Below are 20,041 nucleotides of genomic sequence, written 5' to 3'. Positions count from 1 at the left end.
TCGACGATTATTTTACTGATATTAGGACAAATGGTCTAGCCATCGACCCCCACCTGTTCTCATCGTGCGAAGAGCGCAGTTTTGACTCTCCGAACGCGACACGCTACACCCGGGCAAATATCATCTACCCCGTGATGATCTGGATGATCGCCTTCGGCGGCTATCTGATCGGCGATAGCGACCGTGTCGGCAGCCGTCAACAGCCCCTGTAGTCAGCGCTCTCGAGGGAGTCGTCCTCGAAGCTGGCCTTTCGATTTGACTGTTGCTCCGCCAGGACGGAACCCGTGATCGATGTTCTAGTAACCGATTGGCCGCACCCGCTTTCAGCGGTCCGCCTGCATGAATGACTGGCCTACTCTTGTAACTTCACTCTCATCAACAGTAACTGTGTGGTGCCGCTACGAGCAGTCCGGAGCCTCGTCGGGATACCGCACACGGCCTTTTCACGGAGGTAGACGTACGGGCAATATGGACACCCGTTCTCGTGCTTCGTCAGATTGGGGAACCCCAACCGATGACGAGCCAGTTGCCATCCGAACGACGGGACTGACAAAACGCTATGGGAAGGACGTCCTCGCCGTCGACGACCTCGATCTGACTGTCTACGAGGGCGAGATATTCGGTTTTCTCGGACCGAATGGCGCCGGGAAGTCCACGACCATCGATGTGATTATGGACTACGTCCGCCCGTCTGCCGGGAGTGCAACTGTCCTCGGATTCGACGCGCAGACTGAGACGCGGGAAATCCACGAGCGGGTCGGTATTCTTCCGGACGGGTACGGGCTTTACGAGCGCCTAACCGGCCGCAAACATCTGGAGTACGCGATCGCGTTGAAGCGATCTGATGACGCTGTTGACGACCTCCTCGATCGAGTCGGGCTCGATGCTGCAGCTGCTGATCGCGTCGTCGGTGGCTATTCGAAAGGAATGATGCAGCGATTAGCCCTCGCGATCGCCCTCGTCGGCGATCCGCAACTGTTGATCCTCGACGAGCCGTCATCGGGACTCGATCCCAACGGCGTTCGCCTCGTCCGTGAGATCGCTCGCGATCACGCGAACCGAGGGAAGACCGTCTTCTTCTCCAGCCATATTCTCAGTCAGGTCGAAGCCGTCTGTGATCGCGTCGCGATACTCAATCGTGGCCGACTCGTCGCTATCGATTCGATCGACGGGCTTCGCGACGCACTCGGAACCGGGTCGACGATAACGCTCACAGTCGACGCTGTCCCGGACTCGCTCACCCTCGTGGAGATAGCCGGTGTCTCAGATGTCGTAGTTGATGGGCGGATAATCCGAGTTAGCGTCGACGATGCTCCCGCCAAAGTCGACGTGATCGATCGCATACGAGATGATGGCGCTTCAATTCTCGACGTGACGATCGAAGAGTCGTCGTTGGAAGACCTGTTCAGCGCCTACACGGGTGATGTACCGCCGCGAGGTAATGACGCGGAGGCGGACCGATGACGCGTGCTCCGCTCTGGCTGACGATCGCTCGCAAGGAGTTCGCCGACGCCCTCCGATCGCGAATGATCTGGGGAATCGTCGTAATCATCGCGGTGATGACGTCGCTGTCTGCAAGTATCTCACTCCTCGTCCCCGACGTCGAAGGCGGTGCCGAGATGGCGATCGGCGGTGCGTCGCAGTTCGCGGGACTCCTCGTTCCGATCATGGCGCTGATCGCCGCCTATCTCGCGATTGCCGGTGAACTGGAGTCAGGGAGTCTGAAGGTGATCCTCGGGCTCCCGCCGTCGCGGGGCGAAGTGCTCTTCGGGAAGTTCCTCGGCCGGAGTGGTGTAGTCGCTATCGGACTCGCACTGGGGTTTGTGGTATCGGGTGTCGTCACGGCTGTCCTCTACGGTGGCCTTCCCGTGGGAGCGTTCGTTGGAACCACACTACTGACTGTCCTTCTCGGCGTTTCGTTCGTCGGCATCGGCATCGGAATCTCGGCGGTTACGGCGACACGATCGCGGGCCATGACTCTGGCTATTACTGCATACCTCGGGCTAACGCTGCTCTGGGATCTGGCTCCCACTGTGGTTCATCTACTGGTCACCGGTGAGATGCCCGGTGGAGTTGTGCCCGCGTGGTTACTACTCATACAGGGAGTCAGTCCAACCGGCGCGTACAACGCGCTCGTCCAGCGGTTGTTGCTCGGGAGCGGAACTGCCGTGGAAGCACGCATCGGGGGATCGGCACCCAGTTATCTCGATCCGGCGGTGTTTCTCGGAATACTGTTTGCGTGGGCTGTCGTCCCGCTCCTCGTCGGGTATTCCAAGTTCCGCCAAGCCGATCTGAGCTAATACCGCAGCATTTCGAAAGTTCAAATCGAACTCAGGAGTCTAGGTTTCTCGCAGGATTAATTTTTCAGATTTCAATCGGCGATTAAAAGGCATAATACATAATATCATTAACTTTATCAGACGACCTGTGCTATCGCGACAGCTTCCCGGTAGCAGGCGACGGCCAGCAATAGATATCCGCCGGCAAGAAGTGTCAACTCACTGCGCGTCAGCGACCAGTCGCTGGGCGATCGTACGCGGACGAAATCCTCTTTCCACCGGGGCCCGGACTCCTGATGCCACAGCGTTACGCCCCGCGTCGCGACCACGACCGCGACGAGCGCCGTAATCTCCATCGGGCCGCTGCGTTCGACGAGTACGGCCAACGACGGCACGATGCGCTCTCCCGTCCCGATTGCGAGGGACCCGGTTCCCCAGACTGCCCCGTACCAGGGCGCCTGGACGACCTCAATGACGTATCCCATCGGTGTGTTCACCGACCGGAGCGTGTTCGCACCGACGGCGATCAGAGAGACGCCGACGTTCCACCCGAACAGCCACAAGAATTCCCGCGTGATACTTCCCGCGTATCCCGTAGCTGCGCCCGGGTTCCCGCCGCGTAACAGCCCTTGGGGGAGAACGAGGTAGCTGAGGACCCACGATGCCGTGAACACGCTCGCGACGACGACCCACAGGGAGACAAACCGGACGAGGACGTCGTCGTGGTTAACGTACTGCCCGATTCGCTTCGACACCAGATCGACCAGCCCGGTCGCGTTCGACGCCGCCATACGGACAGGCATCGTGCTCTGCTGACAAATACATTAACGAGCCGGACGGGCAACGCCAAGCGACGGCCCAGCACTGATGACAAGGGCGACGACGGCGATTGTAAGCATCATAACGAGAAGTCCGAACCCGAGGGGTGTCGTCGCACCCGCGGCACCACCGACCGGATAGTAATTCAGGAGTGCGTTGGCGCCCGCGTGCAAGAGAATCGCTGGTAGGATGCGTCCGTCGACCCGGTTCGTGAGCCACGCCAATAGAATCGAGAGTTCGACGAGCTGGAGCAGATAGAGACCAAGCGGGAGCGTGTTCTGGATGGTACCTGGAATGAATACTAGCGGAAGGTGCCACCCGGCCCAGACGACGCCAACGAGGAGTCCAGCCGTGAGCGGACTGTAGGCATTCTGGAGTGCTGGTAGGAGGTACCCGCGCCAGCCAGGTTCCTCGAGCCCGCCGCCGAACAGGACGACGAACCCGAGGAAAAGCGGATACTCGATGACGCCCGGAAGCAGGCCCGGTGTCACGACGCCATCGAAGAGGACGACGTGGATCACAGCGGCACCGAGCAACAGGGCAACCGGAAGCGCAAGGGCGAGCGCGTAGTACCGCAGCGCGATTCGAGCCTCGAAGATTTCCCGAAGCCACGCCCTCACGTATCGACCCGATGCCCGAACGAGGACGGCACTCGCGGCGAACGGTCCGAGCCCGCCGAGCACGAACAGGACCGTTCCTGTGGGTGTCGACCCGGTCTCGCTGATCGCCCACACACCCCAGAGTGACCACGAGATGGCGTACGTGAGGGCGGTGTACCCGAGGAGTGTCGCTCGAGGCGACCAGTCGTCGACAGCGACGGCGTGCGAACGTGACGGCATTCGATCACACCCGGCGGTTCGGGGACGCGATCGTCGTCACGCCGGGACTGTAGTAGTGCACGGGTTCGGTCTCGGGGTAGGCGAACCCGTTGGCCTCGAACAGCGTGTTGGTCTCGATCGTCGGGTCGGCCTCGTACAGCGGCCACGGCTCGTGGTCGATGGCTGCGTACCGCAGCGAGCCGTCTTGTGCTTCTGTGTAGTATCGGTAGCGCTCGGTGAGGAACGCTTCGAGCGAGTCTGACTGTACCTCGAGTTCCGGACCGGATGGACCATATGTCGCGGCGAAGTGAACGGGGCGAGCGCCGGGATGCAATCGCCTGCTCTGGAACCGGATATCGCCGTCAGCTTCGGTGAGCGAACAGCGCGCGTAATAGTACAGGAGGTGATGGAAGAGACGGGCGCCGACGACGCTGAGGATACCCTGGGCGTCGAGACTGAAGAAGTACACTCCGCTGTGGCCGTCGTGAGTAACGTATGTCCGGAGGTTGAGTTCGGGGAGTGAGAACCCCCAACCTTCGGGGGCCCACGTTGGCCGGACGTCGACGTTCGTGAAGGGCACGACGGAGAGCCACGCGTCGCCGTCATACGTATCGGCCGAGAGTGCCGACGGGAGGTGCGCGTTGAGGAGCTCGGGGTCGACGGACCAGTTCGCGAACAGGACGTGCCGCCAGCCCATGTGAAGTGGTGTTACCATCGATTGGCCACCTCGGTTCGGATACTCCGATCGTGGAGTGCCGTGTGCATAGTTACGTTCCTCCCGGGATCGTGACGGGTTCGAACCGCTGGAGACCGAAGTACGTGTTCAGAACGGCGCCGAACCCGACGACCGCAACGGCGAGTTGTGCGATCCCACCAAGGTACGGCACGATCCCGAAGAGCTCGAGGACGAGCAGGAACACGGCGATCCCGGCAAGCGTCGCGACGCCATCGCGTTCGATCGGGAGGCGCGTCCCGATGAGGTACCCGAACACTGCCTGGCCGTAGAGGATAACGAGGAACTCGGCAAAGAGCCCGACGATCGCGAGCGGGAGAAGGATGAGGGTGAACGCCATGTAGACGAAGAGGACGAGGAGGGTCGTTGCGCCGAGACTACCGACGACGCCGCTGACGAGCGCGTGGTCCGTGACGGCTGCGCCGACGTTCTCGAAGAGGAGTGGATGCCGCTTGACGAGCCACCACCCGAACGCGCCGAGGACGAGGAACTGCAGAAGGAACCCCCCGACCCGCTGTGCGGGCGAACTCGACGGCGTCGGCGCCTCGAACTGTGAGACGCGACCGACCGACGCATCGGGGCTGACAGAAGCCGATCCCGAATACGTCTGGACGGCGCCAGTCACGGTCGCGCCATCACTTACCGAGATATTTCCGTTGAGGAGCGTCACATCGCCGTCGACAGTACCGTCGATGGCTGCGGTCCCACCGATGACATAGATGTCGCCGTCGACCGCCGCGTTCTCGGGGACGGTGGTGGTTCCGCCGGCGACGACGTGGACGTCCGCGAGGGCCTCGACGTCGTTGTCGCCCTCGAACGTCACAGACATGTCCTGCACGTCGCCACCCCCGATGGAGATCATCAGGAGGACGACGATGAGGAGCGGAATGGCCTCTGTCGGACTCATGCATTAGCACCTCCGGTCTCGCGAGCGAGTTCGACCATCCGTTTGGCATACAGGCCGACTGCGAGTCCGAACAAGAGGAGGAGAGAGAGCGCCTGCACCACGTTCAGGTGCGAGAGGAGTGTGAGGTCGGCTGCCTGGAAATACAGCGCGAGTGCCGTGCTTGAGAACGTGGCGAGCCACCCGGCGACGCCGATGCCGATCGCGGAGTGGGTGCCGACCGTCTCCGGCGTCGAAAGGTCGGGCCAGAGCGCGAAGTTCAGGGTCGTGTAAAAGCTCACGGCGATCGCGTACAGGGCGGGGTTCAGCGGAGAGGTTCCGCTGCCGGCGATCGTGGGGAACACCGCCTCGATTCGCAGGTCGGACGTGTACATGACGTGCGTCAGGGCGAACAGCGCGAACGTCCAGAGAAAGACGCGCGATAGCGAGTAGTTCGCGTAGATGACACCGGCCATCACCGCGCCGACGACGTGCGCCACGGCGATGAACAGGCGCGTCGAGAGGTCGGGCGACTGCCAAGAGCTCAACAGGAGCGACGGCGTGTCGATGATCCGGAGGAACCCGAGGCTGTCGATGAAGAACACGCCGAACATCAAGACGACCGGGACGGCGAAGGCCAGACTCCGCGCCTGAACCTGGGTGTCGTGACAGAACCGCCCGGTGCCGTACGTCTCGTGGCGTGTCCCGAGGACGTCGAGAACTGCATCGAGACGGTCGAAGCTGGCAAACGAGAGGACGGCCAGGACGAGGATACCCGGCGCCATCGCGGCGACCATCAGCTGACTGAAGACATCGACCGACCAGGAGAGCGGAATCGCGTTCGCCAGGAAGTACGCGATCGCTGTGATCGCCGCGGCGACGTAGCCTCGGTCGGGGACCGGAACGAGATCGATCGCGAGCGAAAACGAGACGGGAAATCCGACCCCGAGGCCGATCGACGCGAAGACAATCCACGCGCCGAAGGCGGGGACGGTCCGGATCATCGGTGCGACAAGCGTGAGCGCGAACTGGAGACAGACGACACCGAACAGGAGTCGGAGCTTCGTTCGGAGGGTCGTACTCCACCCGCGGCGGTCCATTGTCACGCCAGTCACGGCCGCCACAATTAGCGTCACGAGCGCGAGCGCTGCCATCCACATCGAGACGTCTGTCTCGGACAGTCCGACGAGGCGTGTCCCGAGGTCTATGAGTCCCAACTGGACGAACGTGATGTTGTAGTAGTAGCCGGCGACCATCAGCGCGGTGAACAGCAGATACCCGGACACTGTTGTCCATCGCCGCTGCCGCACGTGCTGGAGAAATTCCATCGAATTAACCTTGCCTACTTGGGAGGCCGATACGATATAGATCTTGTGTCTGAGGCGTTCCTTAAAAGTGGTCGCCTCCTGCGCGGTTGGCCAGCTAGACCCTGTTCTGTGATAGCGCGGCAACTACTGTTAATTATTTAACTATTAGGCGCGTGTTCTCTCTTATGAACCGTCGGCAGTTTCTCGGTGCAAGTGGTCTCGTCACGGTCAGTGCGTTCTCGGGGTGTCTCGGTGGCACGCCATTCGGTCGCAGCCGAATTATCCAGACAACGGAGGAGTCGTTCCCGGCAGCGGACGTCGAGACGGTGAGAGTTACTAACGACATCGGTGACGTTCTGGTCACAGCCACCGACGTCGACAATGTTCGCGCTCGTGTGGTCAAGCGGTCCACGGAGGGTCAGTCCGGACTGGATGATATCGAGGCCACAGTTTCGCTGGACGACGGGGTTCTGACCGTCGAGACACGTATCGACGACGATGCACAGTGGTTCACACGCTCGTCGCCAAGCACGGACGTGACAGTGAGCGTCCCCGAAGGAGATGCGGGACCGGCCGTCGACTCAGTCACGTCGGAGTTGGGGGACGTGACGCTTCTGAACACGCGCGGCGACACCAGGGTCCGAACTAACCTTGGGAACGTCACTGCAAACGGCGTCAACGGCTATCCCGACCTCCGATCGAACCTGGGAGAGGTACTCTCCTCTGGTTCGACGGGGTTGGATCGCGCGCGATCTGATCTCGGAGCAGTGAAAGTCGAAGTGTGGGACGTGCGCGACGACATCGAAATCAGGACGGATCTTGGCGATGTCGCTGTCGGAATCGCCGATGACCTCGATGTCGACGTCCTCGCCGAATCGGTCTCGGACATCAACTCGACTCTCGCGCTCACAAACGTGGAGTCGAGCAGCGACCGACTCGCAGGACAACTGAACGCCGGCGGCTCAGAGGTCCACGTCCTAAGCGAGTTCGGTGACGTCTCCCTGCGTCCACTCCAGCGGGAGTGACGACCCGCACCGCTTCGACGGGATGACGTTCCGAACGCCGTCCCGATTGGTCAGCCGGAGTTCGAACACTAACGAGGGACACTCCGCCAAGTTCGACCACCGCGTGACCTGCTTCCAGGTGGGACGGTCCTCCCTGTCGTCTTCAACCGCGACCTGGTAGGTGTCGTCGGGATACCCTGCACTGGTGAACGTCCGCCCGATACCCGGTTCGATATCCTCGCCGGTGAGCGATTCGACGACGTCACCGGCCTGGTTCGTGACGGTCACTGCGATTGTGTGCGTGATCGTGTCCTCGTTGGTGACGCTTACCATGAGTTCGCCGATGCCGTCCACTGAGCCGGCGCAGCCAGCCAGCGCCGCGAGGGTCCCTGCGACCGTGGTTCCAGCCGCGGCGCCGAGGAAGTCGCGGCGATTCACGGTCTCATACTGCTCCCAGTGGGCTGAGGGGTTGCATCGGTCAGCATCTCTTCGTCGTCAGCGACTCCGATGTTGCGATCAGTCCAGAGGAGCCACGTCCCGAGAATGGCGACCCCGAGGACGACGGCGATGTTGACGGGAACGAACACCGCCATCGCTTCGGCGGTAAGGAACGCCGGAAAGGAGTTCTGAAGGAAGTGCCATCCGACCAGCGGCCACAGCGTCCCCATTCTGAACGCGATCGCCGCGAGCCCGATACCAGAGACGGCGCTCAACACGCCGACGAGCAGCACTTCACTCAGGGGCACGCCAACCGCGAGCAGCGAGAGGTGAGAGGCGCCGAAGAGGAAGCTGGCCGCGAGCGCCGCGGGAATCCGACCCCGCGACTCGAAGCTCCGGAGGACGACACCCCGGTACAGGAGTTCCTCCGAGACGGCCGCCCCGAGGGCGAACCCGACGACGACGAGCACAACGACGCCGGCCGTGGAGAGGGGCTGTCCATCGAGGATCGTAAACTCCGGGACCGCGAAGGGCGCCGGCGCGAGCGCGAGGGTTACTCCCAGCGGGACGAGCAGCAGGGCGGCCAACACGAGGAGATACCGACGGCCGCCCGACGCTATCGGTGCAGTCAGCCGGACCTTCCGCCACCAGCCCAGCCAGGCGACCAGGCCGACGACGAGTGCGACGAACAGCCAGTTGACGACGACACGGATACCGATGACGGAGAGTCCGGGTGCGAACGTCTCGACGAGGGGTCTGGCGAGTACGCCGAACGCCAGCATCGCCGCGAGAATACCGACGTACAACTGCACCGGGCGCGAGTGGAAATACCTCAGGCCCATCCCCTGATCACACTCCGAGAGCAGCGACTAGTGCCAAGCTGAAACTGATCGCGTTGACCAGGCTGTGGATCACGATGACCACGACGAGATTTTGCGTGCGCTCGTAGATTACACCGAAGATGACAGACCCAACGCCGATACTCAAGAGGGCGAAGAACACGCCCAGCGAGAGGAGATCCGATCCGCCGACCCAGTAGCTCGGAACGTGTCCCAGCGCGAAGCCGACGGAAACGATGGCGATGGCCGGCACAGGCCCCATCTGTTCACGGAGGCGGCCCTGGACGATACCTCGGTAGAAGTACTCCTCGATGGGGCCGATGATGAACAGTGCGCCAACGATCGCCAGGCCGTACACCAGAACCGGACGTTCGGCGGCCGCAGCGGCGCTGAAGTTCGTTGGCGGTGTCGCATTGAGCAACTGCATCCCGATCTGGATCAGGATTGCAGTGATAAACATGATGACGACACCCGCGACGATCCAGCCGCTCTCGCGCAGCGTCGGGAGCCATCGCGGCACGTGGACGGTAACCGGTCGAACGCGGTGGTACGCGACGCCAAGCAGGCCGATCGCTAGAGTCGCGAGGAGACCCCCGCCGATAAACGTGACCGCGAGATCGCCACCGTATCCGAACTGCGCCTGTACGAGCTTGAAGCCCTCAACGATGGCTAACGGGGGAATTGCCGCGGCAAACAGTAGCCCGAGAGCGACGAGAATCGCCCGGCGCGGGCTATCGGCAGTTCGGGGCTGTACATCCGGTTGATTGTACGTTGAGGTTGACATGATGAACACCGCAACGAAGCACGATGCTTCCGTTTTGCTCGCGCTTACATACGGGAGGATGACTCCTGAAGACGTAGGCCGTATCAATCCGCGTTTTAAATACCCCGTTCGATCCAGTTGGAATCCTCAGTCCCTGGGTTAAGCCAGCGTACCACATACGGAAGTCGGCAGCCCTTTTGTTCGCGTCGGTTGCTAATTGGTTCCCAACGTGTCGATGTCGCTGACTGCGGGGAGCTGTCGAAGCGTAGGAACACTGGCGAGATAGACGGCCAGTAGCAGAAATCCTATCCCGGCGACTGTTATCACGGCCACTGGCCCGACTAGGGAAGCAGTGGCTCCTCCTGCGAGGGCTCCGAAGGGCGTCGATACGGCCGAGGCGCTTCCCAATACGGCCGTCACTCGGCCCAGTAGTGTTTCGGGGACCACAGCCTGGATTACCGAGACGATCAGGACATTCGTCACGCCGACCGGGACGAACGCAAGGACGAACAGAGCGACAGTGGCGGGCAGCCAGCCGACTGCGACGGCACCGAGCCAGGCGATGCCTGAAAGCAGGAACGCCACGATCGACAACCGACCGAAAGCAAAGCCGGCGAGGAGAGAGGCAGCCAGCGACCCGAACAGGATGCCGACAGCGAGCGCTGCCATCAGGAATCCGTACCCCTCGACACCCCCGACGAGAGCCCCGTACGACGGGAGTACTGCGATCGTCGCCCCCAGGGCGAAGTTGATGACCATGCTCCCGAACAGCATCGAGATGAGGAACGTACCCCGGAGGTACATGATGCCCTCCCTGAGGTCAGCGAAATATGCCGATTGACTATCGTCTCCGTCGGACACGGTGGCGTCGAGACGCTCGTCCGATACTGTCTCTTCGATCTCCGAGACCGGCTCGTCGGGCGACTGTCCGCCGTCGGGAGTAGCCTCGACATCCTGAGTCGGCGTCCCGGGGAGCGTCTCGGGCTCGGCATCGAGATTCGAGTCCGTAGCGTCGGTCCGCGGCACCGAGAGCGTCGAAAAGAGGGCCGCAGCCAGCACGAAGGTCACCGCGTCGAGGGTGAACAGCGCCACAGCACCGACGACCACGACGAGCACGCCGGCCAAGGCATTGAACACTGCGTCGACCCCCTGATAGGCGAGTGCGAACAGCGAGTTCGCGGCCACCAGCTCCTCTTGTTCGACGAGTCGTGGGATGGCGGCGGTTTGTGCGGGGTAGACCAGTTGATTGAGCAGCGCAAGGGTCGGCATCACCGCGAGCACCAGCCACACTGAGAGGTTGCCAGTCGCTGCGGCGATGGGAACCGACAGGACAAGCAGGCCCTGAACGAGTTGGGTACCGACGAGGATGCGACGGAGGTCCCAGCGGTCGACTAACGGGCCAAAGAGAAACTGCAGGCCAGAGGGAGCTAACACGAGAAAGCCCGCCAGCCCGGTGAAAAATTCACTGCCGGTCAGCTCCCAAACGAGCCACATCGCGGCGACGAAGTAGACACTATCGCCGACGTTGGTGACGAGGCGGCCGGCGAACAGGCGGGTGAAGTTTCGGTTCCGGAGTAACGTGTGCATGAGGTATTATGATATCTGGGATCAGTGTGGTCAGAGGTCTGCGGCGGCGAACTTGCGGTAGCCGAGCACCAGCGGAACGACGAGCCAGAGCGCAAGCACCGCGATGCTAGCCCATCCCGTGAGGTAGAACGGGACCGCACCGTCCAGCATTCCGCCGAGAGTCAGGGCTGCCGCGGTACCGTCACCGAGGAACCATCCGAGGGCGTTCTGATAGGCGGCCGACGGCGTGACGACGTTGAGGAAGGCATACCATCCGGGGACTGCGGCGAGTCCGCCGAAGGAGAACCCGTTCACGACGAACATGACCGCTGGGGCCAAGAGATCGCCGAGGAACTCGAGGAGGACGAACACGCCGACCCCGAACGCCATCGCCCGCCCGCCGTTCCCGGTCGTCGCGGAGACGGCGATCATGATCCCGACGTACACGAGGGCAAATAGGAGCGTCACCGCGGCGAAGATCGCGTAGTCGACCGGCGAGAACGACGGCAACAGGGCAAGGATCACCCCCAGCGTGACGGCGAGGCCGGCAAGGATGGCCACCCCGAGCACTGCGGTGCGCCCGATGAGCTTCCCGAGAACCACGTCCGCGCGGCTGTGTGGGAAGCCCAAGAGGAGCTTGCTCGATCCACGGTCGCGCTCGCCGGCGATCGCTCCCGCGCCGATGACGATCGCCGCGACCGAGACGAACAGCGTCGTCACGGCCAGCAGCAGCGTCAGGTAGCCGAGGGTGCTCAGTTCACCGATATCCTGACTGAGTTCCGGGACAGTGGCGTAGAGGACCGCCATCCCTGCCGAGAGGAGGACGAACGCGGCGGTGATGGCCCAGAGGGCCTTCGAAAGCCGGGCGTCTCGGAAATCCTTCCGAGCAACGACGGTCCAGCTCATGCGCGCACCTCCTCGCTCTCAGCCGAGGGAGCCACGAGTTCGCGGTCGTCCTCGTCTTCGCTGCTCGTGGCCGTGTCGTCGTCCGTCGTGTAGGCCGCGAACATCTCCTCGAGAGATGTCTCCTCGATATCGAAGTCGACGACGGTCCCGCCAGCCGCTTCGAGGGCGTGCATGACGGCCGTCTTCGTCTCCGGCGCGCACGTCACCGTCAGGCGAGTCTCACTGTCGGCGTGGACGCCGGTCACCTCCGGAAGGACAGCGACCGCGTTGACCATATCGTCGGTCACCGACTCGACGGTGAGGACCAGTCGAGTGTCGGTCCCCAGGGCGTCCCGAAGCGCGTCAATCGTGTCGACGGCCACCAGTTCCCCGTTTCGGAGGATTCCCACGCGGTCACAGACCGCCTCGACCTGTTCGAGGATGTGCGAGGAGAAGAACACCGTCGCCCCGCGATTGCGCTCCGCCCGGATGATGTCGCGCATCTCGCGCGCCCCGTTCGGGTCGAGTCCCGTCGACGGCTCGTCGAGAATCAGCAGCTCCGGCGACCCGGCGAGCGCCATCGCGAGGACGAGTCGCTGTTTCATCCCCTTCGAGAAGCCGCCGGCCTTCCGGTCGGCGGCGTCGGCGATGCCGACGCGCTCTAGCAGTTCGATCGGATCGTCGTCGCTGCCTTTCGAGGCAATCGCGAATTCGAGGTGCTGCCGGGCCGTCAGGCGATCGTAGAGGTGATAGCCGTCGGGGAGAATTCCGACAGCCTGCCGAACCGCCATCGAATCGTCCTGTGCATCGTAGCCGAGGACGGTGGCCGTCCCTGCCGTCGGGCGAACGAAGTCGAGGAGGATATCGATTGTCGTCGACTTCCCGGCGCCGTTGGGGCCGAGGAAGCCAAAGATCTCTCCCCTTCGAACCGTGAGAGAAACACTGTTGAGGGCCGTTACGTCGCCGTACTGCTTGCTTAATCCGGTGAGCTCGATGGCCATCTCATCAGAAATGGGGTCCGAGCGTGAATCGGTGTGACTCATTGACGCCTTATACGGGTCAGATACCCAAGATTGCTCTCGCCGTATCTATCCGGTTTTTATAAACTCTGGCCGGACTCACTTCGATCGGTAACGGAGACTCGAAGAAAAAATCCGCGAGCGCCGGTGTTGACCCCCACCCACGACCGAAGTCGTTGCCTCGCTCCTGTGTTCTCTGGAGGAGGCGGTCAATCCCGGACCGTTCGATCGGTGGCTAGCTCAGTCGTTCCCGGGGCCCACCTGGCTCGTCCGTACAGCCACGCGTAGCGCATCGCCGATGAGCGTGTTCTGTGCTCGGCGAAGGCGGTCGGAGAGTGACTGCGGGGTGATATCGAGTTCTTTAGCGATGACCGCCATCGACGTCTCCCTCGGGAGCTCGAAGAAACCCATCTGCCACGCCGTTACTAGCGCCTCGTGTTGTTTCGGGGTGAGCCCGAACTGGCTGCCCGTCTGCGCGTAGGACATCTCGTGAAGACGGACGAGCTCGAACGAGAACCCTCGATCGCGGAGGTGGGAGGTGAACGCGCCGACCAGCGCATGGTCATCGAACCGGATCCGGAGCACCCACCCGTCCGCCGTACCCATCGCTTTCAGAATCGATGTCCCCTCGTCCGTGTACTCCTGCACCAGGGCTTCGACGCTATCCCCCCATATCGCACGATACATCGTACCCTGCTCGGCGTCGAGGATCTGCTGGAGGGCATCGATCGACTCGTCCAAAGCGGCGGCTTCTTCGAAGGCCGCGTTCGACACTCCCGAGACGATGAAGTACTGGGTCAGCGACTCCATCTCCGAGGCGACAACTCGGTCGATCTGGATGACAGTCTCCGGCTCAGCATCGAACGTATCTGAGAGAGCGAGGGCTCTGGGAGGCACGCGGAACTCTCCAAAGACGCTCATACTGTAACAGTTCCAAACGAAACTGGATAACTGTTCGGGAGGCAGTGGCGGGCCACTAGAGCCGAGGCGGTCGCCACGGGGCGATCGACTCAGTCCTGCCGACCTGCTCGACGGTAAACCACGGCGCCGAGCACCGCCCAGGCGGCTGCAAAGGGCACGAGGAGAGTGCCAGACTGTAGCCACAGCCTTCGCGGCGTCGCCGGGAGAACGCCGGACGAGAGGAGTGCCACCAGTGGTAGCACGGCCGCGACTACGAGAACCACAGCCGCGATCGTCGGGCGGGGAGACACCCTCCACAGCGCAATTCCGAGCGATCCGGCGCCGACGACGACGAGGGTAGAGCCGGCATACGCAGCAACGAGAACCAGGGTGTTCTCTCCGGTCGTGGGGACTGCCCGGAAGCCGGCCGACACCAGTACGATGACAGCCCGAACGTGCAGTCCTGCGATCAGAACCATGCCGGAAGCTACCACTCCGAGGCCGATTCGGCCACTTCGCCCGTACTGGTTGCCGAAAGTGGTTGCTACTCCGATCACCCCACTTATCATCAGCGTCCACCCCAGCAGCCTGAAGACGTCGAGCACGGTCGCATCGTACGGTCTGGTACCGAAGACGACGGGCTCTAACAACGACGAGGCGATCCAGCAGAATGCACCCACGACCGCACTGATTCCGCACCACGCCGTAGTCGAGGGGCACACACTGCTACCGCTTGCTCGCCTACGGACCATCGATACCCTCCTCGGCTGTCACGGACCCACTCCGTTTGGAGTCGAATTCGGAGGTGTATGCCCACAGGCTGTGAGGTCAAGCCTTGCGTCTCCGCGTGCGGACGCCGTTTGACGAATCGGATCGGGCATTGATACGAACTACCGTATATGCGGTCGGACGGCAACACCTTTTCGCTGCATCCATTCGCAGGTGGTGTGAACTCGGGATTAACTTATAAAACACGGATGGATACGGCGGGAGCTATGTGCCCATACGGGTCGTATCTATTGATATGTCCTCAGCAATAATTGATGAAGAGACAGTCGTACAGAATCGTGACGAGCAGACGCAGCCGCTGAGCAGAACGCTCGATGTGGCCATCTCGCTGTTTCTCGTGCTCGCAGGAGGCGTTTTCGGAGCTGCCGGATATCTCCTCGCCGGGTTCGCGGACGTTGGCCGAGTCACGTCTTGGGTAGCTTCCGGACGGATTACCTCGACGGAGATGAGTGACCCCGAACTGATCGACGCGGTCTACGCCTTCATCTGGGGGAGCGGAGTCAGCTTGACACTAACCGGCGTGATGCTGGTCGGTGCCGGTATCGCGTTCTTCGGGGTCCAGACCCGCGCGCGACGCCGCTTCGACGCGACCGGGATTGTATCGCCGAGTACGACCGGGAATGCCATCCTCGGGGCGATGGTCACTATCGTCGCGTCGTTCGTTCCGTTCTCTCCCGTCATCGGTGGCGGAGTCTCGGGCTACCTCAACCGCGGATCGAATGACAGTGCCATTCGGACCGGCGGCCTGACCGGCCTGTTTGCCAGCCTACCGGTTGTCACCGTGTTCGCGGTCGTCACCTGGAGTCTCCTTGGGAGTGCCACTGGGCTGACGGCGTTCATCCTCGCTATCCTGGCATTCTCGCTGATCGTCTCCGTGGCGTACATGGTAGGCCTGAGCGTCCTCGGCGCCTACTTGGGCACCCACCCGTCGGTCGTTAACGCGGTCAGTACCACCGAGTAGACGGGCTCGGTTCCAGGCTAGCAGATATCGGTGACTCCGTCGTTTCCCAACCATGCGACGATTCCTAGTCCGATTATCGCATGAAGAGACGCCAACTACGATCCAGATAGGTTGAGGGCCCCGGTCGCAACCCCAGCTAAATGCACGAGTCCACGGTTGCTGGGCCACCAGGCTTCTTCCGGAGCAACACCTTTGTCAGCGGCAGCAAAAATCGGTGTCAGACGCTCAAGATGACTGTCGGCGAATCCCCGCGCGAAGACCAGCCAGACGACGTCCTGATCGCGGAGTACGGAATGTCACGGCCGCTCATCCTCCAGTGGACCGTCGTCAGTATGCTTGGATTTGTGGTTGCTCTCTTCGGTCTGCTGTTGTTGTACTACGTGTCAACCGGTGATACGGCTGGAACGGAACTGGTCGTGACACCCGATACGGGGTGGTGGAACCTCGGACTCACAATCGTCGTTCTCGTGGGTATGCTATTGCTCGTGATCGTCCCGCATGAACTCTGTCACGGCGTAGGGATCCGTTTCTTCGGCGGGGAGCCGCGATTCGGTCTGGGAGTCGCGTATTTCGTCTTTCCGTACGCGTTCGCAACGACCGAGACGCGGTTCTCGCGCGATCAGTTCATCGCGATCGCACTTGCCCCACTTGTGCTGCTCTCATTGGTTGGCGTCCCGGTGATGATCGTGTTCGAGTGGCGATGGCTCGCCCTGCCGTTGGCGCTGAACGCCGGCGGCGCCGTCGGGGACCTCTGGATGGCATTGACGCTGATGCGCTATCCTCCGTCCGTAACGGTGGTCGATACGAGGACGGGACTCGAAATCTACGGCACACCGTCGCTCGAGCGAACCGAGACCGCCCCGGCCGTCGTCGTCTGGGATCTGCTCGTCGGCATCGCAGGCGGCGTCGTGATCCTCGCCGTCTGTGGGGGGATCCTGGCACCACTCGTCTTGGCTGCGATCGGTCTCGATTCATTCACTCTCGGCGTGCCAAATAGCCGGCTGTTGATCCTCGAGTTCGTTCAATCGCCCGACGGAGGTATCGAGTTCACGATGGGCACGGGAATTCTCGCTTTCGGCGTCTTCATCGGGATCTGCTACGCCTATTTCCGAGCGAGCGGACGACGTTGATAAGAGTGGATTTCACCAATTCCAGCTACTCGTCTTCGAGAGCGTCATGAATATCCCGGCTCGAATGGTGGCGGTTTGCGCTGAACTGGATGACGAACTCTTCAGCAGCTAACCCGTAGACGGTCATCTCCCTGCCTTTTGAGGAATACCACGTATCGACAGTCTCGATGAGGCCCGCCTCGGCAAGACGGTCAAGGTGGTACTGGGCGTTTTGGATGGAAGTGTCGACGGCGTCGGCGATCGTCGAGGCTGTCCGTGGCCCGTCACTGAGAACGTCGAGGAGCTCTTGGGCAGTGTCAGACGACAGTGCTTGGAGGACTGGGGAGTGCTCGTCGCTGCCGATAACGATCTCGGTTCGGTCGCGGGGCGTGTAATCGACGGAGGGCTGGAGTGGAAAGGCGCTTGCCATTGTCTTGGTAAACCGCTGTCCGTTTTGTTTGTTCGGCTCACTCCGAACAAACCAATCAAACAATTTAATAATTACGGAGTTCATCGAATACATATGGTTCACCGGGGTCTCCAACAGGACAGCGGACACGACGAGTGCTCATGAGTAGCGACGAGATGACAGACGCCCGCGAGCGGGTCATTGAATCGATGGAACAGTCGGCCGAAGTGTACGGACTGAGCCGGAGCTCCGGCCGCATCTATGGGGTGCTGTACTTTGCGGACGAACCGCTCTCAATCCCCGAGCTCGTGGACGCCACGGGCTATGCGAAATCGACGGTCAGTAACGTCACGCGAACGCTGACTCGAATCGGACTCGTCCACCGACGGTCCTCTGAGGGAGGTGGGCGGCGAGTACAGTTCGAGCCCGAACGCGAAGTGTGGTTCACGATTCAGGACGTGTTCCAACAGTACATCCACCGAGAGATGCAGGCGACGCTCCGAACGATCCACCGGGCCGAAGATCAACTCTCAGCTGAGGACAATCCCCATGAGAGGGAACGCGTCCGTGAGCTGCGGGAGACGTATGAGGATCTCAGAGAAATTGTTCAACTTGCTACCGAATTCTCCGCGGCGGAGTTGCGTGAGGCGCTCGAAACGTACGAACGGTCGTAGCGGCCGCTCCCCGGACTCACCAGTGAACTGTGTACGTGCACGTGTCGTCACCCTCGCGGCGGCAGCCAGCCCCCGTTTCTTCGATGAACACGAATGAATCAACGGGAGCGTACTCCTTAGCGACGCCGCGGATCAGACCGCGGTCGAACGGGCATGGATACGGGTTGTGGCACGTTATCTCACCGACCTGGTCATCCGTCTGGGTGAACCGATAGAAACCGATGTCGCCGCCGCGATGGTTGCGCTGGTAAGCGTCGTCGATCGACCGGAGGGCGTCGGGAACCGAGGTGATGTCGCTGGGCCACGCCGCGATCGACGGAAGTTGCTCTCCGAGGCGATCGAGGACGTGGGGCTCCAGATCGGCAGCAATTGTCTCGAAGGCGTTCAACCACGCCTGTTGTCGATACCACTCGTCGGGGGCGGGATCAACGATGTCTTCCTCGGCAAGCGCAGCGTTTGCCCGGTCCCGGTATTCCTCGGAGAACCGTCCCATGGCCGTCTCGACAACCTGTAGTACGGTCTGACCCTTGATTTCGACGTCCTGATCGAATGCCTCGTACGGCACCATTATCCAATCTGTCGTTACAGCGAGCTATAAAACTGACACATATCGCTTCCGAGATATCATATCGTCCACCCCGATGTTGCGTGTCTGTACCGCGATCAAGGCAGGCGAATCGATTCGGTTGCGGGTTCGATTTCGACCTCACCGCCGATTGGAATGGGACACGTCGGATACGTGTGTCCGAACTCGCAATCGAAGACGACGGGCGCGTTCGGATTGTACGTTTCGAGCACGTCAGCAATCGCGTCACGTTGGCGCTCTCGATAGCCCACTCGCCACTCTCGTGGGTGGTCTTCAGCGTGTGAGCGTGCGGCGGCGCGTCCGACAAGCACACCGTCGAATCGTTCGAGAAGACCGCGTTCGCCGAGTGCCCGGAGGTTCGCACCGACGACAGCCGGGTCAGGGACCAGTTCGCTCGTCTCTACCGCAAGGACGGTGCCGTTCAGTGCGTCGGGATCGGGCAGGTAGCGATCGGCGAGGAACTGCTCAACGATGACTGCATAACAGCCGCCCCAGATCCGACCTGCGACAGTCTCGTCGCCGCCACGCCAGATCCTGCCGTCAGATCGTTCGATCTCGCGCGTGGTTGTGACTGACTCCGGGTCTTCCCAGTCACCGGCCTCATCGGTGAACACCTCTGATTCGGTCCACTCACCGACAGAATCCTCGAAGAGCACACGCCGGAGGTACTCCTCGGTGTACTCAAACATCTCGCCGTCCATCGCGTATTCCAGCAGTGTCGATCCACCGTAGTACGAAACGATCCCGTGGTTCCAGAGAAACAGGGCCAGATTCGTGTTGTCAGAGTACCCGTAGAATCGCGTCGGGTGTTCGCGGAGGACGTCCCCATCGAGATACGGGAGGATCGTGATCTGGTCGTGGCCTCCGATATTCGCGATCACGGCCGAGATGTCCGGGTCACGGAAGGCGTCCATAACCTCTTCGGCGCGTGCCTCTGGATTGTCTGCAAGCCACTCCGGGTCCGCAGTCGCAGTCGGATACTCAACCGGATCAAGGTCGAACACGTCGCGCATTCGTTCAAGACCGAGTTCGTAGATGAAGCGCGCGGACTCGGGTGCGTTTGATGCCGGTGCGACAACCGCGACCTGATCACCTGGTTCGACAGGGGGTGGAGTGAGGAATTCAGGCATGAGTAGAATCTATAGGGAGCGTCAAATATTTCTTGTTCAGCAGTTTTCGAGGCGGAGCCTCCGGCCTCAAGGAGCGAGGGGTTCCGACGCTCAGTCGGAAGCGCGACGCGAGTAGGCCGGAGAGGAAGCC

22 protein-coding genes are annotated in these 20,041 nt (G+C 61.8%); 6 read left to right on the top strand and 16 right to left on the bottom strand.

Annotated features, from left to right (window positions below; all coding sequences use genetic code 11):
• Positions 1–468 precede the first annotated feature (468 nt).
• Both C468_RS00570 and C468_RS00565 read left to right on the top strand, forming a co-directional pair.
• Complete coding sequence (locus tag C468_RS00570) at positions 469–1,464, top strand: ABC transporter ATP-binding protein (RefSeq protein ID WP_008846910.1); 996 nt, start codon at positions 469–471, stop codon at positions 1,462–1,464.
• Positions 1,461–2,300 carry an ABC transporter permease subunit gene (locus tag C468_RS00565; RefSeq protein WP_008846909.1) on the top strand — a complete coding sequence of 280 codons (840 nt, stop codon included), beginning with the start codon at positions 1,461–1,463 and terminating at the stop codon, positions 2,298–2,300. Before C468_RS00570 ends, C468_RS00565 begins: the two co-directional genes overlap by 4 nt.
• 116 nt (positions 2,301–2,416) lie before the next feature.
• Here the strand turns inward: C468_RS00565 and C468_RS00560 are convergent, their stop codons facing one another.
• Genes C468_RS00560 through C468_RS00540 form a run of 5 tightly spaced genes read right to left on the bottom strand, consistent with a single transcriptional unit; the run spans position 2,417 to position 6,860 of the window.
• Positions 2,417–3,070 carry a hypothetical protein gene (locus C468_RS00560; RefSeq protein ID WP_008846908.1) on the bottom strand — a complete coding sequence of 218 codons (654 nt, stop codon included), beginning with the start codon at positions 3,068–3,070 and terminating at the stop codon, positions 2,417–2,419.
• A 33-nt stretch (positions 3,071–3,103) separates the two neighbouring features.
• Positions 3,104–3,937, bottom strand: coding sequence for a CPBP family intramembrane glutamic endopeptidase (locus tag C468_RS00555; protein WP_008846907.1), 834 nt, complete (start codon positions 3,935–3,937; stop codon positions 3,104–3,106).
• Between the two features lie 4 nt (positions 3,938–3,941).
• A complete protein-coding gene (locus C468_RS00550) occupies positions 3,942–4,631 on the bottom strand; it encodes a YqjF family protein (protein ID WP_049911770.1) in 690 nt (229 codons plus the stop codon).
• A 52-nt stretch (positions 4,632–4,683) separates the two neighbouring features.
• Positions 4,684–5,556: a polymer-forming cytoskeletal protein gene (locus tag C468_RS00545; protein ID WP_008846905.1), complete on the bottom strand. Its 873-nt coding sequence runs from the start codon at positions 5,554–5,556 to the stop codon at positions 4,684–4,686.
• Positions 5,553–6,860: a hypothetical protein gene (locus tag C468_RS00540; RefSeq protein ID WP_049911769.1), complete on the bottom strand. Its 1,308-nt coding sequence runs from the start codon at positions 6,858–6,860 to the stop codon at positions 5,553–5,555. The genes C468_RS00545 and C468_RS00540 overlap by 4 nt, the downstream gene beginning before the upstream one ends.
• 164 nt (positions 6,861–7,024) lie before the next feature.
• On the opposite strand from C468_RS00540, the gene C468_RS00535 reads away from it, so the two are divergent.
• Positions 7,025–7,864, top strand: coding sequence for a hypothetical protein (locus tag C468_RS00535; protein WP_008846903.1), 840 nt, complete (start codon positions 7,025–7,027; stop codon positions 7,862–7,864).
• Here C468_RS00535 and C468_RS00530 read toward each other — a convergent pair.
• The 8 genes from C468_RS00530 to C468_RS00495 all read right to left on the bottom strand — a co-directional run bounded on the left by C468_RS00530 (position 7,817) and on the right by C468_RS00495 (position 14,858).
• Positions 7,817–8,281 carry a twin-arginine translocation signal domain-containing protein gene (locus tag C468_RS00530; RefSeq protein WP_008846902.1) on the bottom strand — a complete coding sequence of 155 codons (465 nt, stop codon included), beginning with the start codon at positions 8,279–8,281 and terminating at the stop codon, positions 7,817–7,819. The two genes, C468_RS00535 and C468_RS00530, sit on opposite strands and share 48 nt — an antisense overlap.
• Positions 8,278–9,093 carry a CPBP family intramembrane glutamic endopeptidase gene (locus tag C468_RS00525; RefSeq protein ID WP_008846901.1) on the bottom strand — a complete coding sequence of 272 codons (816 nt, stop codon included), beginning with the start codon at positions 9,091–9,093 and terminating at the stop codon, positions 8,278–8,280. Before C468_RS00525 ends, C468_RS00530 begins: the two co-directional genes overlap by 4 nt.
• Before the next feature lie 37 nt (positions 9,094–9,130).
• Entirely contained in the window at positions 9,131–9,904 is a 774-nt protein-coding gene (locus C468_RS00520; RefSeq protein ID WP_049911768.1) for a CPBP family intramembrane glutamic endopeptidase, read from the bottom strand.
• Between the two features lie 192 nt (positions 9,905–10,096).
• Positions 10,097–11,470, bottom strand: coding sequence for an MFS transporter (locus C468_RS00515; protein WP_008846899.1), 1,374 nt, complete (start codon positions 11,468–11,470; stop codon positions 10,097–10,099).
• 30 nt (positions 11,471–11,500) lie between these two features.
• Complete coding sequence (locus C468_RS00510) at positions 11,501–12,355, bottom strand: ABC transporter permease subunit (RefSeq protein ID WP_008846898.1); 855 nt, start codon at positions 12,353–12,355, stop codon at positions 11,501–11,503.
• The gene (locus tag C468_RS00505) at positions 12,352–13,335 is read right to left on the bottom strand and encodes an ABC transporter ATP-binding protein (protein WP_008846897.1); all 984 of its coding nucleotides are present in this window, start codon (positions 13,333–13,335) and stop codon (positions 12,352–12,354) included. The genes C468_RS00510 and C468_RS00505 overlap by 4 nt, the downstream gene beginning before the upstream one ends.
• Before the next feature lie 258 nt (positions 13,336–13,593).
• Positions 13,594–14,274 carry a helix-turn-helix domain-containing protein gene (locus C468_RS00500; RefSeq protein ID WP_008846896.1) on the bottom strand — a complete coding sequence of 227 codons (681 nt, stop codon included), beginning with the start codon at positions 14,272–14,274 and terminating at the stop codon, positions 13,594–13,596.
• An 89-nt stretch (positions 14,275–14,363) separates the two neighbouring features.
• A complete protein-coding gene (locus C468_RS00495) occupies positions 14,364–14,858 on the bottom strand; it encodes a hypothetical protein (protein ID WP_152422823.1) in 495 nt (164 codons plus the stop codon).
• Positions 14,859–15,277: 419 nt separating this feature from the next.
• Between C468_RS00495 and C468_RS00490 the strand changes: the two genes are divergently transcribed.
• Both C468_RS00490 and C468_RS00485 read left to right on the top strand, forming a co-directional pair.
• Positions 15,278–16,003, top strand: coding sequence for a DUF5518 domain-containing protein (locus C468_RS00490; protein WP_008846894.1), 726 nt, complete (start codon positions 15,278–15,280; stop codon positions 16,001–16,003).
• A 140-nt stretch (positions 16,004–16,143) separates the two neighbouring features.
• Entirely contained in the window at positions 16,144–17,133 is a 990-nt protein-coding gene (locus C468_RS00485) for a DUF3267 domain-containing protein (RefSeq protein WP_049911767.1), read from the top strand.
• A gap of 25 nt (positions 17,134–17,158) precedes the next feature.
• On the opposite strand, the gene C468_RS00480 is transcribed toward C468_RS00485, so the two are convergent.
• Positions 17,159–17,542, bottom strand: a complete 384-nt coding sequence (locus tag C468_RS00480; RefSeq protein ID WP_049911806.1) for an ArsR/SmtB family transcription factor — start codon at positions 17,540–17,542, stop codon at positions 17,159–17,161.
• Positions 17,543–17,682: 140 nt separating this feature from the next.
• On the opposite strand from C468_RS00480, the gene C468_RS00475 reads away from it, so the two are divergent.
• Positions 17,683–18,195, top strand: a complete 513-nt coding sequence (locus C468_RS00475; RefSeq protein ID WP_008846891.1) for a GbsR/MarR family transcriptional regulator — start codon at positions 17,683–17,685, stop codon at positions 18,193–18,195.
• 16 nt (positions 18,196–18,211) lie between these two features.
• On the opposite strand, the gene C468_RS00470 is transcribed toward C468_RS00475, so the two are convergent.
• On the bottom strand, positions 18,212–18,763 hold the full coding sequence (locus C468_RS00470; RefSeq protein WP_008846890.1) for a hypothetical protein: 552 nt from the start codon (positions 18,761–18,763) through the stop codon (positions 18,212–18,214).
• 95 nt (positions 18,764–18,858) lie between these two features.
• Positions 18,859–19,911: a S66 family peptidase gene (locus C468_RS00465; protein ID WP_049911766.1), complete on the bottom strand. Its 1,053-nt coding sequence runs from the start codon at positions 19,909–19,911 to the stop codon at positions 18,859–18,861.
• Positions 19,912–20,041 lie beyond the last annotated feature (130 nt).

It is taken from the genome of Halorubrum kocurii JCM 14978, from assembly GCF_000337355.1.
Taxonomy (GTDB): domain Archaea; phylum Halobacteriota; class Halobacteria; order Halobacteriales; family Haloferacaceae; genus Halorubrum; species Halorubrum kocurii.
Note: the sequence above shows the minus strand (reverse complement) of the source record. Positions and strands in the feature narration are given on the sequence as shown.